13 protein-coding genes are annotated in these 15,798 nt (G+C 71.1%); 5 read left to right on the top strand and 8 right to left on the bottom strand.

Features of this window, described 5'->3' with window-relative positions; translation table 11 throughout:
- Nucleotides 1-295: 295 nt before the first annotated feature.
- A complete protein-coding gene (locus BKH20_RS13330) occupies nucleotides 296-1,693 on the bottom strand; it encodes a class I SAM-dependent RNA methyltransferase (protein ID WP_075391441.1) in 1,398 nt (465 codons plus the stop codon).
- A complete protein-coding gene (locus tag BKH20_RS13325; protein ID WP_075391440.1) occupies nucleotides 1,690-3,798 on the bottom strand; it encodes an APC family permease in 2,109 nt (702 codons plus the stop codon). Before BKH20_RS13325 ends, BKH20_RS13330 begins: the two co-directional genes overlap by 4 nt.
- A gap of 91 nt (nucleotides 3,799-3,889) precedes the next feature.
- On the opposite strand from BKH20_RS13325, the gene BKH20_RS13320 reads away from it, so the two are divergent.
- Both BKH20_RS13320 and BKH20_RS13315 read left to right on the top strand, forming a co-directional pair.
- Nucleotides 3,890-4,513 (top strand): potassium channel family protein, encoded by a 624-nt coding sequence (locus BKH20_RS13320; RefSeq protein WP_256277292.1) that lies wholly within the window; start codon nucleotides 3,890-3,892, stop codon nucleotides 4,511-4,513.
- 3 nt (nucleotides 4,514-4,516) lie between these two features.
- Nucleotides 4,517-5,179, top strand: coding sequence for a potassium channel family protein (locus BKH20_RS13315; RefSeq protein WP_004565026.1), 663 nt, complete (start codon nucleotides 4,517-4,519; stop codon nucleotides 5,177-5,179).
- A 12-nt stretch (nucleotides 5,180-5,191) separates the two neighbouring features.
- On the opposite strand, the gene BKH20_RS13310 is transcribed toward BKH20_RS13315, so the two are convergent.
- The 4 genes from BKH20_RS13310 to BKH20_RS13295 are packed head-to-tail and all read right to left on the bottom strand — an operon-like array spanning nucleotide 5,192 to nucleotide 7,423.
- A complete protein-coding gene (locus BKH20_RS13310; protein ID WP_075391439.1) occupies nucleotides 5,192-5,971 on the bottom strand; it encodes a DUF3159 domain-containing protein in 780 nt (259 codons plus the stop codon).
- 33 nt (nucleotides 5,972-6,004) lie between these two features.
- Entirely contained in the window at nucleotides 6,005-6,382 is a 378-nt protein-coding gene (locus BKH20_RS13305; protein WP_075371367.1) for an OB-fold nucleic acid binding domain-containing protein, read from the bottom strand.
- Nucleotides 6,383-7,090 carry a DUF3710 domain-containing protein gene (locus BKH20_RS13300; RefSeq protein ID WP_075371366.1) on the bottom strand — a complete coding sequence of 236 codons (708 nt, stop codon included), beginning with the start codon at nucleotides 7,088-7,090 and terminating at the stop codon, nucleotides 6,383-6,385.
- Nucleotides 7,091-7,117: 27 nt separating this feature from the next.
- A complete protein-coding gene (locus tag BKH20_RS13295; protein ID WP_004565030.1) occupies nucleotides 7,118-7,423 on the bottom strand; it encodes a DUF4193 domain-containing protein in 306 nt (101 codons plus the stop codon).
- A gap of 338 nt (nucleotides 7,424-7,761) precedes the next feature.
- Here BKH20_RS13295 and sepH point away from each other — a divergent pair, with 338 nt between their 5' ends.
- Nucleotides 7,762-9,222: a septation protein SepH gene (sepH, locus tag BKH20_RS13290; protein ID WP_430793401.1), complete on the top strand. Its 1,461-nt coding sequence runs from the start codon at nucleotides 7,762-7,764 to the stop codon at nucleotides 9,220-9,222.
- A 14-nt stretch (nucleotides 9,223-9,236) separates the two neighbouring features.
- Here the strand turns inward: sepH and BKH20_RS13285 are convergent, their stop codons facing one another.
- Both BKH20_RS13285 and BKH20_RS13280 read right to left on the bottom strand, forming a co-directional pair.
- On the bottom strand, nucleotides 9,237-10,565 hold the full coding sequence (locus BKH20_RS13285) for an alkaline phosphatase family protein (protein WP_143225021.1): 1,329 nt from the start codon (nucleotides 10,563-10,565) through the stop codon (nucleotides 9,237-9,239).
- An 11-nt stretch (nucleotides 10,566-10,576) separates the two neighbouring features.
- On the bottom strand, nucleotides 10,577-11,197 hold the full coding sequence (locus tag BKH20_RS13280; protein WP_075391443.1) for a DUF5998 family protein: 621 nt from the start codon (nucleotides 11,195-11,197) through the stop codon (nucleotides 10,577-10,579).
- 150 nt (nucleotides 11,198-11,347) lie between these two features.
- Between BKH20_RS13280 and BKH20_RS13275 the strand changes: the two genes are divergently transcribed.
- Nucleotides 11,348-13,894, top strand: a complete 2,547-nt coding sequence (locus BKH20_RS13275) for a DNA gyrase/topoisomerase IV subunit A (protein WP_075391437.1) — start codon at nucleotides 11,348-11,350, stop codon at nucleotides 13,892-13,894.
- Nucleotides 13,895-13,957: 63 nt separating this feature from the next.
- Nucleotides 13,958-15,601 (top strand): amidohydrolase, encoded by a 1,644-nt coding sequence (locus tag BKH20_RS13270; protein ID WP_178388613.1) that lies wholly within the window; start codon nucleotides 13,958-13,960, stop codon nucleotides 15,599-15,601.
- Nucleotides 15,602-15,798 lie beyond the last annotated feature (197 nt).

Raw genomic sequence — 15,798 nt, 5'->3', positions numbered from 1 at the left:
CGAGGAGCCCACGCCGACGCCCACTCCCACCGAGGAGCCCACGCCGACGCCGACCCCCACCGAGGAGCCCACGCCCGGCACATCGGCCAGCACACCATCGAATAGCAGCAACCTGGCGAGCACCGGCTCGAACGTCATGCCAGTCATCGCAGCCATGGCTGCATTCCTGGTGACGGGATATGTGATCCTGGCAGTCCGTCGTCGCGCATCGTGACCATCGTCGGCTGACTAGGCTCCTTCCCGGAGCATGAGATGGGCCCCAGTCCTTCACGGGCTGGGGCCCATCTCCATGACTTCAGACTCTGTCAAGCACCGCGATCGTCTCGAAGTGGTGAGTGTGCGGGAACATGTCCAGCGCGCTCATGGAGCCCAGCGCGTAGCCGGCGCGCAGGAGGGTTCCCAGGTCCCGGGCCAGCGCCGCCGGGTCGCAGGCCACCAGGACGATCCGCTCGGCCCCCAGGGCGCCGACGGCCTCGATGACCTCACGCCCAGCCCCCTGCCTCGGAGGGTCGAGGATGACGACGTCGGGGCGGCCGCCTTTGAAGGAGCCGGCGAGCTCGCGCACCGAGCGGGCGCCCACACGGCCCGACGCCAGGCGTGCGGCGGGGTGGTCGTGCAGTGTGCGGCGGGCGTCGCGAACTGCCTGCTCATTGCCCTCCAGGGACAGGACCTGACCACTGTCCCCCACCAGGGCGGCCAGCGGCAGGGTGAACAGGCCGGCCCCCGAGTAGAGCTCCAGGACGCGGCTGCCCGCGGCGCCTTCGAGGTCCTCCCCCAGAGCGCCTTGCACGATGCGCTCGACCAGCATCCGTGGGGCGTCGACGTGCACCTGCCAGAAGCCCTCGGCGTGAACGGAGTAGGTCAGCTCCCCCAGTCCTAGTGCGGAGGCGTCCACGACCTCCCGGACTCGGCGCCGTCCGGTGCTGCGGGCCTGGGCGGTCAGGAGCCGCTCGTCGAGCAGGACGACGGGCTCGCCGCCGCTGGGGGCGATGGCCTCGATGCGCATGCCGGGCCGGTAGTGGGCGCGCCAGCGGGAGCGCTCCAGCAGTCCGATCTCGGTGATGGCGCCAACTGCCAGGGGTAAGTGGCGCAGGGGCAGGACCGTCCCGGAGCGGAAGGCGTGCATGCCGGGCCTGCCGTCCTCGCTGACCGTCAGGCTGATGCGGGTGCGGGTGGCGGTTCCGGCCAGGGCGCGCCGGCGGGCGCTGCTGGAGGCCTGAGCCGCGGCGTCAGTGGGCATGGGCTCGACCGGCACTGCGGCTGCGCCGGAGGCCTCGGGCAGGGCGGCGACGGCGTCGGCCACCTCCTGCCCACCGATCCGGCGCAGACAGTCGGCCAGGACCCAGCGCTTCCAGGTGCGCTGGGCGTCCAGGGCCACGTGGGCGAGCTCTCCCCCGCCCACGCCCGCCGGGCCGGCCTCGGGCCAGACGGACTCGACGCGGTCCGGGGAGGCCTGGAGGATCTCAACGGCGTCGGCACGCCAGGTCCGCGAGGTCATCTCGGTCAGGCGGGCCCGCACCGTCTCACCGGGCAGGGCGTGGCGCACGAAGATGACCCGGCCGCCCGGATCGTCCACCGGGCGGGCCACGCAGTGCCCGCCGTGTGCCGGCGCCCCCACCGCCAGGGTCAGCTCGCGCGGCTCGCCACGGCTGGGGGCGGGCTGTTCTCCGATCCTGCTGGGCTGGGAGGTCATCGATTCTCCTGGGGGTCTGCATCGACGCCGCCAGTGCTGGAACTGCTGTGCTGGTCGAGGAGGCTGAGGTGGCTGTCGACGTGACGGCGCATGGCGACGTCGGCGTCAATGATGCCCTCAGCGGTGCGGGCGCGCACACCGTGGTGGATGTGCCGCTGTCCGGGCAGTCCCAGCTGCCAGGGCACGGAGGCCACGACGACGCCGGGGGTGAACAGCAGGACGGTCTTGAGGCGCAGGGCGGTCTGGTTGTGGAGGATCTGCTCCCACCAGTGGCGCACGATGTACTCGGGCAGGAAGACGACGACGAGGTCACGGGGGGACTCACGGCGCACCGAGCGCACATAGTTGATGACCGGGCGGGTGATGTCCCGGTAGGGGGAGTCCAGGACCGTCAGGGGCACGGCGATGTCGGCCTCCTCCCAGGCGTCCAGGAGGCGCTCGGCGCCGCCGTCACCGGTGTCCACCGTCAGGGCCTCCAGGACGGTGGGGTGGGTCGACTGGGCGTAGGTCAGGGCCCGCAGCGTGGGCTGGTGGAGGCGGGAGGCCAGGACGATGGCGTGGACGTGGGCCGGCAGGACGCGGGCGTCGTGGAGGTCGGAGATGGCCACCTCCTCGCTGACTCTGCGGTAGTGGCGGCGGATCCGGTTCATCACCAGGTAGAGCAGCGCCATGATCGTCAGGGTGATCCAGGCTCCTCGGGTGAGCTTGGTGAGCAGGACGATGACCAGGACCGTCCCGGTGCCCAGCACGCCGATGGAGTTAATGATGCGGGCGCGGTACATGCGTGAGCGGGCCCGCGGCTCGGTGGCGATGGTCAGCTCGCGCGTCCAGTGACGCACCATGCCCACCTGGGAGAGCGTGAAGGAGATGAACACGCCCACGATGTAGAGCTGGATGAGGCGGGTCGTGTTGGCCTCGAAGCCGATGAGGAAGGCCACAGCCCCCAGCCACAGGACGATGATGCCGTTGGAGAAGGCCAGGCGGTCGCCGCGCTGGGAGAGCTGGCGGGGCAGGAACTCGTCACGGGCCAGGACGCTGGCCAGGACCGGGAACCCGTTGAAGGCGGTGTTGGCGGCCAGGACCAGGATCAGCCCGGTGACGGTGGCGACCAGGTAGAACATCGGGCGGAAGCCGGAGAAGACGGTCGCGGCGATCTGTCCGATCGCGGGGTCCTGGTGATAGCTGTCCCCGACCGGGACGCCGTTGCGCAGGAGCTGGTTGGCCGGATCCTCCACCATGCGCACGCCGACGGCGCCGGCCAGGTGGATGACGCTCATGAGCATCAGCGCGGCGATTCCACCCAGGAGCAGCAGCGTGGTGGCGGCGTTGCGGGACTTGGGGCGCTGGAAGCTGGGCACGCCGTTGGAGATCGCCTCCACACCGGTCAGGGCCGCGCACCCCGAGGAGAAGGCCCGCAGGACCAGGAAGCCTCCGGCCAGGCCAGTCAGGCCCTGCTCCCAGCCGGCGTGGGTGACGACGTCGAAGCCGGCGGACTCGGCCCGCCCAAGGGTCCCGGTCAGCTCCTGGATGAAGCCGACGACGGCCATGATGCCGATGACACCCATGTACAGGTAGGTGGGAATGGCAAAGGCCCGGCCCGACTCGCGCGAGCCGCGCATGTTGAGCACAGCCAGGACGGTGACGACCGCGACGGCGATCTCCACCTTGTAGGGGACCAGGGCGGGCAGGGCGGCCGCGAGGTAGGAGGTGCCCGAGGACACCGAGACCGCGACGGTCAGGACATAGTCACTCAGCAGGGCCGAGGCCACCAGGAGACCGGCGTGGGAGCCGAGGTTGGCCGAGACCACCTCGTAGTCGCCGCCGCCTGAAGGATAGGCATGGACAGTCTGGCGGTAGGAGGCCACGACCACGACCAGGACGCCGACGACGGCCAGAGCGACCCACGGGGACAGGGAGATCGCGGCGACGCCGGCCACGGCCAGGGTGATGAGCACCTCATCGGGGGCGTAGCCCACGGACGACAGGGCGTCGGAGGCGAATACCGGAAGGGCGATCCTCTTGGGTAGGAGCGTCTCCCCCAGAGCTCCGCTGGGGACAGGACGGCCGACGAGAAGCCGCTTGATGCGGTCTGCGAAGTCACGCACGTCTCCAGATGTTACGTCCCTGGCCCGACAACGGAGTACCGTCTTCCTCGTGCACTTCGTCATCATGGGCTGTGGCCGCGTCGGAGCGTCCATGGCTGTTCAGCTCGACCGTATGGGACACTCGGTGTCCGTCATTGACCGCTCCTCGGACTCCTTCCGCCGCCTGCCCTCGGACTTCAACGGCCGCAAGGTCAAAGGGGTCGGTTACGACCGCGACGCCCTGGAGCAGGCGGGCATCGACGAGGCCTACGCCTTCGTGGCCGTCTCCAACGGGGACAACTCCAACATCGTGGCTGCGCGCGTGGCTCGGGAGAGCTTCGGCGTGGACAACGTCGTCGCCCGGATCTACGACTCGCGGCGAGCCGACGTCTACGAGCGCCTGGGCATCCCCACAGTGGCCACCGTGCGTCAGACGGCCGACCAGATGATGCGCCGCATCCTGCCGAGCTCCAGCGCCCGCGAGCTCGAGGATCCCTCGGGCACGGTGGCTCTCATCCAGCCCAGCGCCTCCCCGCAGTGGGTCGGTACGACGATCGGGGCCCTGGAGGACCGACTGAGGGTGCGGGTGGCCTGGATCTCGCGTGATGCCACGGCGCTGCTGCCCGAGGCCGTCACCGTCATCCAGGAGCACGACCGGCTGCACCTGGCGGTGAGCACCGACCGTATCGGTCAGGTCCGCCGAGCCCTGTCACACGCCCCGACCCAGGAGGCCTGAGCCATGCAGATCGTGATCGCCGGAGCCGGATCCGTGGGCCGTTCCATCGCCCGCGAGCTCATCAGCCACGGCCACGAGGTCACCCTCGTTGACCGTTCCACCGAGGCCATGCGCATCGCCTCGGTCCCGCAGGCCGACTGGCAGCTGGCCGACGCCTGCGACATTGACGCCCTGGAGCGCGCCGGGGCCGAGACCTGCGACGTCATTGTGGCCGCCACCGGGGATGACAAGGCCAACCTGGTCATCTCCCTGCTGGCCAAGACCGAGTACGGGGTTCCCCGTACGGTCGCGCGCGTCAACAATCCCAAGAGCGAGTGGCTCTTTGATGAGACCTGGGGCGTGGACGTGGCTGTGTCGACCCCGCGCTTCATGACGGCCCTGGTGGAGGAGGCCGTCAGTGTCGGCAGCCTGGTGAGCATCTTCCACTTCCACCAGTCGGGCGCCTCCATGCACGAGCTGACCCTGCCGGAGGACTCACCGGTCATCGGCGAGCTCGTCACCGACATCGAGCTGCCGCCCCACACGGTGCTGGCGGCGATCCTGCGCGACTACCGCCCCATCACACCGGACCGCGATGAGCGCTTCGAGCGCGGCGATGAGCTCATCTTCCTCACGGCTCGGGAGGGAGAGTCCAGCCTGAAGGAGCTGCCCCTCATCTTCACGTGACGCTGGGCGGCGCTACCGCTGAGCAAGAGCCTGGGCCTGGGCGATCCGGCTGGGGGCCACCAGCAGCCAGATGAACCACAGGGTCACGGCGTACAGCGGCACGCCCAGGATGAGGCGGGCCACCCCGAGGTAGGACACGGCCTGGGCGCCGGCCAGGTAGAGGGGCACCTCGACGACGAGCCGCAGGGCGAACATGAGCGTCAGGACCCAGGTGCCTGCGTGGTAGCGGCGCCGGACAAGGCGCAGGGCCGGCTCGGTGCGCCAGGCCGAGGGTCGTGCGGTGGGATCGTCGTCGGCCTGCGGCGCCTGGGCGCTGCCCGAGTCCTTGCTCGCGCCGCTGTCCTCATCACTGCGGTCGGACTCGTCGGTGACGCGATGCCACAGCGTCATGAGGGCGCCCACGATCGGCCAGCCGATGAGCAGGGAGACCAGGCAGGCGACCAGCCAGGCCGCGTTGATCATGAGGCCGGTGGCGTAGAAGTTGGAGGCGTCGCCGCTGCGCCAGGCCCACAGGGCCGAGACCAGGACCAGCACGACCCCGCCGACGACCTGAACCGGAGACTGGCGCTGCACCAGGCGGGCCACGAGGCAGATGGCGCTGATAGCCAGGGAGGCGATCAGCGCCGCCACCAGTGCGGTGGGCCGCACCGCCATGACCAGGACGAACATGAGAGTAGGCACGACCGACTCGAGGATGCCGCGCCACCCGCCCACGGCGGCCATGGCGTCGAAGCGCTCGGAGTCGATGGCTCCCAGGCCCGTACGGGTGGTTCCCGTGGAACGGCTGCTCATTCGATGGTCCTTCCCGCAGGTGGCTGCCGGTTGTTACTGCCCCGGCCCCAGCAGGCGATAGGCGGGGTTGTGGATCTGCTGGCGGTGGGTGCCGTCGGCGACCCGCCCCTCGGCGAGGAGATGGGCCCCCGGCTTGATGCCGGGGATGCGTCGCCGGCCCCACCACACCAGGTCGATGCTGCCGGTGCCGTCGTAGAGCTGCCCGACGAGGATGGGCTTGTCCTGGCTCGAGCGGTAGGTGACCGCCTGCAGCACACCGGAGACACGGGTTCGCTGGCGCGAGGTCAGCGAGCCGATCGGATCGGTGCCCCGCCGGCTGGCGGAGCGCTCCTCGTCCTCGGCCTCGAGGAGCTCGCGACTGGTGTGCAGCGATTCGTGGAGCCGCTTCACCCAGGCCGACAGCGCCCCCATTTAACGCACTTCGGAGATGGTCGGGCCGGGCGCCAGCGGGTCGATGCCGGGCAGCTCCTCGGCCTCGGGGCCGGTCACGGCTCCGGGCGCGTGCAGGGGCAGGATCTCGCGGGGCGGACGGGCCTGGCCGTCGCGGACGACGACGATTCCGCGCAGTACCTCCCGCAGCGCCTGAGCGGAGTGCTCGGAGGAGGCGGCCGGTCCCTGGAGGACGCCGCGCAGGAACCAGCGGGGGCCGTCGATCCCCAGGAACCGGATCGTGCCGGTCACCATCGTGCCGTCGGGCCCGCGCATGGGCAGGTGAGCGACCAGCTCGGTGCCGTGCTCCCCGTGGCTCTCCTCGTAGCGGGCACCGTTTCCAGCGAGCTCGTTGGCGATGTCGCCACGCAGCTCGTCCCAGATGCCTGCGGTGCGCGGCGCGGCGAAGGCCCGCAGCTCGAGCGCCGAGCCACCCAGCGCCAGGACAACGGCGGTGACGGTGCCGTCGGGCGCCTGCTCCAGACGCAGCTGCATCCCGTCAACGGCCGGGACCTGTAGCGCGCCCAGGTCGATGCGGGGCACCTCCTCCTGGTCCTCGGGCAGCTCATTGAGGTCCCAGGGGCCGGAGGCAGCGGCCTCGTCGGGGTCGTCGCTGCCGGGGTCGCGCCCGAGGGTGGACTCGTCAGAATCGGTGGTTGCGTCGTCACGACGGCGCGAGAACAGTCCCATGGGGATCTCCTGAGTTGGGTGGGAACATCAGCCGGCGCAGTCTGCGCACACCGGAAGACCGGTCGCCTCGTCGACGAAGGCCAGCTGGCTGCGGTGATGAACGAGGAAGCACTCCGAGCAGGTGAACTCGTCCTCGAGCTGAGGAACCACGTGAACGCTCAGCTCCTCACGGGACAGGTCCGCCCCGGGAAGCTCGAATCCCTCGGCGGCCTCGTTCTCGTCCTCCTCGATCGCGGCGGATGACTGGTCCTTCTGCCGCGAGGTCAGCTCTTCGATGGAATCGGCCTCGGGCTCGTCATCATTCTTGCGCGGGGCGTCGTAGTCGGTCGCCATGGCCTCGTCACTCTTTCTGTCGACGGCTCTCGGGTGACCTTCGCAAGGCGGGAGTCGAGCCGTGCACGCGCACCGGCGTCGTGCCGACGATTCAGCGTCCCCGTCCCGGAAGGCACGCGCACAATAGCACCGCCAGGTGGCCCGTCAAGCCAAATCGCCCGACGAAGGAACACGATTCGCTTTCAGTGCGTCCGCCCCGAGGGTTTTCACGAGGGTATTCACACCTGCTTCACATGTGGCACACCGCTGCGCCTCCCACGGCTCGGCGCCTGCGGATGGCAGGCTGTGGGGCACAGTGGAGCATATAGTGCTGACACGGGATGAAGGAGGCCCCACCCATGGTCGAGCTCGAGCTGCTGGGTGCCAACGGTGACACGATTGTCATGACCGACGAGGACGGCGAGCGCTACAGCATCGTCGTCGACGACGCCCTCAGGGCCGCGGTGCGCCGTGACCGCGGAGCGATCCTGCCCCCGTCGGGGACGGTCGCCGAGGCGCCGGCGCCCCTGCGCCCCCGGCAGCTCCAGGCCTACATGCGCGCCGGCGCGACCGCCGCCGAGGTCGCGATCAGCACGGGTATGGACGTGGAGCACGTGCGCCGTTTCGAGGGGCCGGTACTCGCCGAGCGCCAGTGGGCCGTCTCGCAGGCCCAGTCCTGCCGGATCGGCTGGGAGAAGGACTCCCCCCTGCTCGGCGAGCTGGTGGTGGACCGGCTGGCCACACGCGGTGTCGACCCTTCCAGCCTGGAGTGGGACGCGCTGCGCGAGGGCCGCGACCCCTGGCTCATCATGGTGACCTTCGTGCAGTCCGCCGAGGAGAAGCAGGCGCGCTGGTCACTGGACCTGACGGCTCGCGCGGTTCACGCCCTGGACGATGAGGCGCGCTGGCTCACCGAGGCCGGAGCGGGGGCTAAGCGCCCGGCCGTCTTCGACCAGGACTCGAAGGCTCCTGGAGCCTCCGCCTCAGCGCCGTCGGCGCAGTCGGGGAACTCCCCCGCGGCTGCGGGCTCAGCTGCCAGCGGCGCGGTCTCGGCCGCCTCCGCCCCGGCTGCGGCCTCCGGCGAGTCCACCGGGCTGGCCGTCGAGATGCCCGCCGGGATGCTTCCGGTTCGGGAGTACGGTCGCCCCACCAGTGGCGCCATGTCGGCCGATGACACTGATGCGCTGCTGGCCGACCTGGCCTCCAGCCGGGGCCGGCGCGTCGAGGTGGAGATGCCCCAGGACGACGAGCTGAGCGGCTTCGCGGGAGCGGGGAACGGCGACGAGGACGCCTTCACCGACCCTCACGGCATCGACTACACCAGTAGCCCTGAGAGCCCTGAGGTCCCCTCGCCCCCGGCCCGGGGCATGGAGGGGCGCCGTGCCGAGGCCGGTGCCAGGGCCACCGATGAGTCCTTGGAGCAGGCCGAGGGCCTGAGCGCGCAGGTCTACTCGATGTCGGAGCGCAGGCGCCTGCACACCGGCAACCACCCGGCCGGCACCAGGCTGGTGACGGCCTCCAGCGCCCCCTCGGCGGCGCCGTCGGCTCCGAGCCCCGCGGTGGAGCGCATTCCCGTGGGACGTCGGGCACCGTTGGGGGCGGACAGTCCCACTGAGCCGGTGCCGGAGATCCCCATGCCCTCGCGCTCCGAGGTCCTGGCCAAGGCCTCTCCCGGCCCGTCGGCCGCCTCTGCGGCCGGTACGCAGGAGCCCCTGCCCGACATGCCCAGGACACCTCCTGCCAAGAAGAAGTCCCGCCGTCGCTCACGGCGCTCCGTGCCCTCCTGGGACGAGATCGTCTTCGGCGCCAGGCCCGAGTAGCCGGGACCGGGACCTCAGGCCTCGGTGATGAGCAGCGGCACCTCGGTCTCGGCCGGGGTGAAGGAGCCGTGGACGCCTGGCATGGCGATGGCGGACTCGGAGTGGACCCGGGGGTCCACGAGGACCCAGTTCTCGGCCATGGCCACGACGACGTCGCCGACGACGCCTCGTGCTCGCGCTCCGAGGGCGCCCAGGTGCTCGCCGGTCTGCTCCCTGGTCCCGATCCACATCGCCCGCTCCCCCAGAACGTGGCGGTAGCGCTGAGCCACCTCGGCGGCGAGGTCCGCGTCGCCGCAAGCGACATGCAGGTGCGTCAGCCTGGGCTCACCGGCCACGGCGACGACGTCGCGGACGAGCTCACGGTGGGCGCTCAGGTCGATGCGGTGGTCGGGATCGGTGTCGACCATGCCGTGGTCGGCGCTGAGGAGGATCCTGGTTCCGGCGGGGACGCGGCGGACCAGCTCGGCCATGGCGGCGTCGAGGCGCTCGAGCTGGGCCAGCCACTGCTCGCTGAGCCACCCGTGCTTGTGACCGGTCTTGTCCAGCTCGCCGACGTAGAGGTAGACCAGCGGGGTGCCGCGGCGCAGGGCGCCGGCGGCCAGACCCGGCCGGTCCTCCAGCCGGTCGGCTCCCAGGTGTGAGGCGCCTCGTAGGGCGGCCTCGGTCAGGCCGGAGCCGGCGAAGCGGGTCGGCCCGATGCTCACCGCGCTCCCAGCCGGAAGCCGTTCGAAGATCGTGGGCACGTCCTGCCAGGACCTGGGGCTGGGGACGTTGTCGCCCTTCCAGGTGATGAGGCTGAGGACCTGGTCGGGGCCGGGGACGGCGGAGGGGTCAAGAGCGGGCCCCAGGCGGGGGTTGAGCACCGAGTAGCCGACCATGCCGGTGGTGCCGGGCAGGGCGGAGGTGCCCAGCATGGTCAGGGCCGCAGCCGTCGTCGAGGGCCGGCAGGTGAGGATTCCTGCACCGGTGCCGACAGCTGCGGTCTCGCGCTGTGCCAGCCACCGACGCAAGGTGGGGGTGTGTCCACGACGCTGACGGAGCATCTCCAGGCCCAGCCCGTCCACGAGGACGACGACGGTTCCCGGACCACCGGATTGCCCGGGCTCACCGGCCGGCTCGATCCCCCAGCTGTGGGCGACCGCGCGGGCCCGGGCGTCGCAGACGACTGGCTCAGCGGATTCACTGGTGGGGCTGACGTCGATATCGCCGTCGTGCCCGGTGTCAGCCAGGAACAGTCCGGCGCTGACAGCGCCGACCGCCAGGACGTAACGGAGCGCCGGATCCTGCGGGCAGTCCGTAGCGGGAGCCGATGCGGGCTGCCCGCTGGCGCTCCGGGTTCCCATGACCGGCCCCGTCACAGGGTGGCGGCGCGAGCCGCCATCTGGGAGAGCCGGCCGGCGAAGGTCTCGGCACGGGCCAGGGCGGCAGCGCCCTCCACGCCCGCGGCCACGCGGATGACGACGTCGTCGGGAACGGACACGCCGGTCATGCCGTGGTCGGCCTGGCAGTCGGGGTCGCCGCAGGTGGCCGGCTCCATGTCGATACGGCGCACCGAGCCCCAGGAGATCGCGATCGTCATCTCGGTGAGGGTTCCGCCGTCCTGGGCCGGGTCGACCACGCCACGGGTCAGGGCCATGGAGCGGATACGGCTGAGCGGAACGGCCTCGCTGGTGGCCAGGGCGCCGGGGCTGCCGTCGTCACCGGGGGTGTCGTCAACGTGGACGATGATGAGGCGGCTGGGGGTCAGGGCCAGAACGGTCAGGTGGCGGTGGACCGCCTCGGCGAAGGTGGTCTCGGTCTGGACCATGCCGGAGAGGATCTCCTCCTCGCCCACAGCCAGGCGGAGGGTGTCGAGCACCAGCTCGGGGTAGTAGCCGGCGAGCTCCACCTGCTGCACCAGGTCTTCGAAGGCCTCCTGCGACGCCTCGCGCGAGGTGGGACCGGCGGCCGAGCCGCGGCCTGAGTGGGTCGTCATGGTCGCCATTGTGCCATCGTCCGCCCCTTCGTCGTCGAGCGTCGGTATGCCCTTGTCGAGGCGGGCCGATTGCTGCCGGCGGGTGCGTCTGACCTGTCACGCCCGGGTGTCGTGGTTTGTTTTCGGCCCGATTCCTCGGAGAATGCGCCCATGCCGAAGTCTGCCACCACCCGGACTCCTCCCCCGACCGACGGGGAGATCGTCGATCTCGATCTGTCCACGGAGATGCGCACCAGCTTCCTGGAGTACGCCTACTCCGTCATCTACGCGCGCGCCCTGCCCGACGCCCGCGACGGGCTCAAGCCGGTTCAGCGCCGCATCCTGTTCCAGATGGATCGCATGGGGCTGCGCCCGGATCGTCCGCACGTGAAGTCCTCCCGGGTCGTGGGCGATGTCATGGGTCGGCTCCACCCCCACGGGGACACCGCGATCTACGAGGCGCTGGTGCGCCTGGCCCAGCCTTTCACGATGCGCCTGCCGCTCATCGACGGCCACGGAAACTTCGGCTCCCTGGACGACGGCCCGGCGGCCCCCCGTTACACCGAGGCTCGCCTGGCCGCCTCTGCCCTGGCGCTGACGGCGGACCTGGATGAGGACACGGTCGACTTCACCCCCAACTACGACTACACGCTCACCGAGCCCGAGGTGCTGCCGGCGGCCTTCCCGAACCTGCTGGTCAACGGTGCGGCGGGTATCGCGGTGGGCATGGCCACGAACATGCCGCCGCACAACCTCGTGGAGGTGGTGGCCGCCGCCCGGCACCTGCTGACTCACCCCGAGGCGAGCCTGGAGGAGCTCATGGCCTTCGTGCCGGGGCCGGACCTGCCCGCCGGCGGCATGATCGTGGGCCTGGACGGGATCCGGGAGGCCTACCGCACGGGGCGGGGCAAGTTCCTTACGCGGGCCACCGCTCACGTGGAGTCCATCTCACCGCGCCGCAAGGGCATCGTGGTCACCGAGTTGCCCTACATGGTGGGACCGGAGAAGGTCATCGCCCGCGTCAAGGAGGCGGTGGGCTCCAAGAAACTCCAGGGTATCACCGACGTCGCCGACCTCACCGACCGCAGGCACGGAACCCGCCTGGTCATCAGCGTCAAGAACGGCTACAACCCCGAGGCCGTCCTGGCCCAGCTCTACAAGCACACGCCGCTGGAGGACTCCTTCGGCATCAACAACGTCTCCCTCGTGGACGGTCAGCCCCACACCCTGGGGTTGCGCGAGCTGCTGGAGGTGTTCGTGCGCCACCGCCTCACGGTGGTCACCCGGCGCACCCGGTTCCGTCTGGGCAAGCGTCGCGAGCGCGCCCACCTGGTGGACGGCCTGCTCATCGCGATCCTCGACATCGACGAGGTCATCGCCGTCATCCGCTCCTCCGACGACGCCGCCACGGCGCGCACCCGGCTCATGCAGGTCTTCGACCTCACCGAGTCGCAGGCCGGCTACATCCTGGAGCTCCAGCTGCGCCGGCTCACGAAGTTCTCGGTCATCGAGCTGGAGAGGGAACGCGACGAGCTCGCCCGGGAGATTGAGTCCCTCGAGGCGATCCTGGCCGACGACGCGCTGCTGCGGCGCGTGGTCTCCCGGGAGCTGGCGGCCGTGGCCGAGCAGTTCGGCACCCCGCGGCGCACGGTACTGCTGGAGGCCTCCGGTGAGCGCGTGACGTCGTCGGCCGCCGTCGCCGCGACTGCGGACGACGCCTCCGCCTCAGGTGGGGGTTCGAAGCCGGCCGGTGCCTCCGCTCAGCCGATGACGCTCATGCCCAGCGCCTCCCCGGTGCCGCTGACGGTCCCCGACGACCCGTGCCGGGTGATGCTGTCGGCCACCGGACTGGTGGCGCGCGCCCCCGGCGCCGAGCCGGTGGCCCGCACCGGCGGGCGCCAGCCCCACGACGCCCTGACCTCCCAGGTGGCCACCACGGCGCGTGGGCGCATCGGCGCGGTCACCGACACCGGACGGCTCGTGCTGCTCGACGTCGTCTCCACCACGGAGGTGCCCCGCACCGAGGGGGCCCCGGGGCTGGCCGGTGCGACTCAGGTTCGCCAGCTGGTGGACATCGAGCCGGAGGAGAAGGTGGTGGGGCTGGTCCCGGTGGGGTCGGCCGACAACCCTCCCATCGTCCTGGCCACGGCTGAGGGCGTCATCAAGCGGGTCAAGCCCGGCGACGAGCCCAGGAACGCTGAGAGCTGGGAGGTCATCTCCCTGTCCGAGGGCGACCGGGTGGTCTTCGCGGGCACCGCCGCGGACACGGACTTCCTGGCTTTGGTGACCTCCGACGCCCAGCTGCTGCGGTTCCAGGCCGCCAAGGTGCGCCCGCAGGGCCGGGGTGCCGGTGGGATGGCGGGGATCTCGCTGCATGAGGGCGCCCGGGTTATCGCCGGTGCGGCGGTTCCTGAGGAGCTCCTGGCCGAGGCCATCGTGGTGACGGTGGCAGGATCCGAGGGCTCGCTTCCGGGCACCGGAGGAGGCAGTGTCAAGGTCACCCCGTTGGATCGTTACCCGGCGAAGGGACGGGCCACGGGCGGGGTTCGCTCTCACCGTTTCCTGCGCGGTGAGGACGAGCTGGTGGTGGCCTGGGTGGGGGTGGCCCCGCCTAGGGCGCTGCGCGAGGGCGGCAAGCCGGTCGCGCTGCCGGAACCCGACGAGCGGCGCGACGGCTCCGGCTCACCGCTACCGGCCCCCATCATCGGAATCGGCTGACGGGGCTGTAGCAGCATCCCGGAGATCCGCCCGCGAGCAGGGCGGCTGTGCCTAAAGTGGCGCATGGCCGATCAACCCTCCGCAGACCTGCTCATCAGGGATGCGCGCATCGTCCCTTTCCGGTCCCGCACCGAGCTGGGGGCGCTGCGCCGCAGGGACTCGCATCCTGGTGCCCTGGACGACCCACCGTCCCCGGGTGAGCCCGTGGATGTGCGCATCGAGGCGGGCCGGGTCGTCGAGGTCGGGCGGGAGCTGGGTGCTCCTGGGGTACGGGTCCTTCAGGCCGAGGGCTCCTTCCTCATTCCCGGTCTGTGGGACGCTCACGCCCACCTGGACATGGAGGCGGCGCGCTCGGCGCGCATCGACACGCTGGCCACCCGCAGCGCCGAGGAGGCCCTGGAGCTGGTGGCCCGGGCGCTGCGGGAGCTGCCGACCGGTTCGCGGCCGGCCACGATCCAGGGATTCGGGCACCGTCTGTCCAACTGGCCCCGGGTGCCCACGGTCGCCGAGCTCGACGCAGTCACCGGGGAGACTCCCACGCTGCTCATCTCCGGGGACGTGCACTCCGGGTGGCTGAACTCGGCGGCGCTGCGTGTCTTCGGCCTGCCGGGGGCCTGCGCCCAGGACCCGGGGGCGCCGATGAAGGAGGATCCGTGGTTCGCCCTGCTGGACCGCCTCGATGAGGTGCCCGGGACGCGCGAGCTGCGGGAGTCCGGCTACCGGCAGGTCCTGGCCGACATGCTGTCCCGGGGCATCACCGGCGTGGTGGACATGAGCTGGTCGGAGGATCCCGATGACTGGCCGCGGCGCCTGCGGGCCATGACGGACCAGGGCATCCTTCCTGAGGTGCTGCCCCGTATCCGCATCGGGGTCTACCGCGACAAACTGGAGCGGTGGATCGCCAGGGGCCTGCGCACTGGGACAGAGCTGGCGGGCTCACCCCACCTGCCCGACGGCTCCCCGGTGCTGGTACAGGGGCCGCTCAAGGTGATCGCAGACGGCTCGATGGGCTCGGGCAGCGCGCACATGTGCCAGCCCTATCCGGCCGAGCTGGGCCTGGAGCACACCTGCGGCGTGGTCAACATCGACCGGGCCGAGCTCACCGACCTCATGGCCCACGCCTCCCGGCAGGGTTATGAGATGGCCATCCACGCCATCGGGGACGCGGCGGTCGACGACGTCGCCGCGGCCTTCGCGCGCTCGGGTGCCGCCGGGCGCCTGGAGCACGCCCAGCTGCTGCCGGCCGACGCCCTTGATGAGCCCGACGGGGCGCTCAGGCGCCTCGTGGGTTGCGGCATCGAGCTGTCGGTTCAGCCGGCCCATCTCATTGACGACTGGGCGGCCGTGGGCCGGGTATGGCCGGGTCTGGAGGGGCGCACCTACGCCTTCGCGGACATGGTGGCCGCCGGGGCCCTGCTCCAGCTGGGCTCGGACGCGCCGGTGGCGCCCCTGGACCCGTGGCTGGCCATGTCGGCGGCCGTAGGGCGCCGGACGCCGGATGGTTCGGTGTGGTCGCCGGATCAGCGGCTGACGGCAGAGGAGGCGCTGGCGGCCAGTGTCAACGGGGCCGGCCCGGTGGCGGTGGGCTCTCAGGCCGACCTGGTGCTCCTGGCCGAGGATCCCCTGCGCCTGGGGGCCGAGGAGCTGGCGGGTGTTCACCCAGTGGCCACCGTAGTGGCCGGAGCCGTGGCCCACCTGCGAGGGTGAGCCTCCCGGGAGACTGTGTTGTCTCATGACTTCTGAGGGTTTCGGGTGTCATGACCTCTCAGGACACCGCTGGAGTGGGTGTGCTAGATCGGAGAGCTGCTGCTTGGGCCTGTCGGAGGGGGCTGGCCCGGTGACTGTGGTGGCTGCCCGGTGTCGTCTGGATGCACTGCACGAGGGTGGGGTGCTCCTGGAGGAGG

Source organism: Actinomyces oris, from assembly GCF_001937445.1.
Lineage (GTDB): Bacteria > Actinomycetota > Actinomycetes > Actinomycetales > Actinomycetaceae > Actinomyces > Actinomyces acetigenes.
The sequence above is the reverse complement of the archived record's forward strand: the minus strand, read 5'-3'. Positions and strand labels throughout refer to the sequence as shown.

Coding starts and splice junctions, on each gene's coding strand:
- BKH20_RS13300 (WP_075371366.1), bottom strand. CDS start 7,090: ATGGGACTGTTCTCGCGCCGTCGTGACGACGCAACCACCGATTCTGAC.
- BKH20_RS13280 (WP_075391443.1), bottom strand. CDS start 11,197: ATGACGACCCACTCAGGCCGCGGCTCGGCCGCCGGTCCCACCTCGCGC.
- BKH20_RS13275 (WP_075391437.1), top strand. CDS start 11,348: ATGCCGAAGTCTGCCACCACCCGGACTCCTCCCCCGACCGACGGGGAG.
- BKH20_RS13310 (WP_075391439.1), bottom strand. CDS start 5,971: ATGAGCAGCCGTTCCACGGGAACCACCCGTACGGGCCTGGGAGCCATC.
- BKH20_RS13330 (WP_075391441.1), bottom strand. CDS start 1,693: ATGACCTCCCAGCCCAGCAGGATCGGAGAACAGCCCGCCCCCAGCCGT.
- BKH20_RS13305 (WP_075371367.1), bottom strand. CDS start 6,382: ATGGGGGCGCTGTCGGCCTGGGTGAAGCGGCTCCACGAATCGCTGCAC.
- BKH20_RS13295 (WP_004565030.1), bottom strand. CDS start 7,423: ATGGCGACCGACTACGACGCCCCGCGCAAGAATGATGACGAGCCCGAG.
- sepH (WP_430793401.1), top strand. CDS start 7,762: ATGGTCGAGCTCGAGCTGCTGGGTGCCAACGGTGACACGATTGTCATG.
- BKH20_RS13270 (WP_178388613.1), top strand. CDS start 13,958: ATGGCCGATCAACCCTCCGCAGACCTGCTCATCAGGGATGCGCGCATC.
- BKH20_RS13320 (WP_256277292.1), top strand. CDS start 3,890: ATGGCTGTTCAGCTCGACCGTATGGGACACTCGGTGTCCGTCATTGAC.
- BKH20_RS13285 (WP_143225021.1), bottom strand. CDS start 10,565: ATGGGAACCCGGAGCGCCAGCGGGCAGCCCGCATCGGCTCCCGCTACG.
- BKH20_RS13315 (WP_004565026.1), top strand. CDS start 4,517: ATGCAGATCGTGATCGCCGGAGCCGGATCCGTGGGCCGTTCCATCGCC.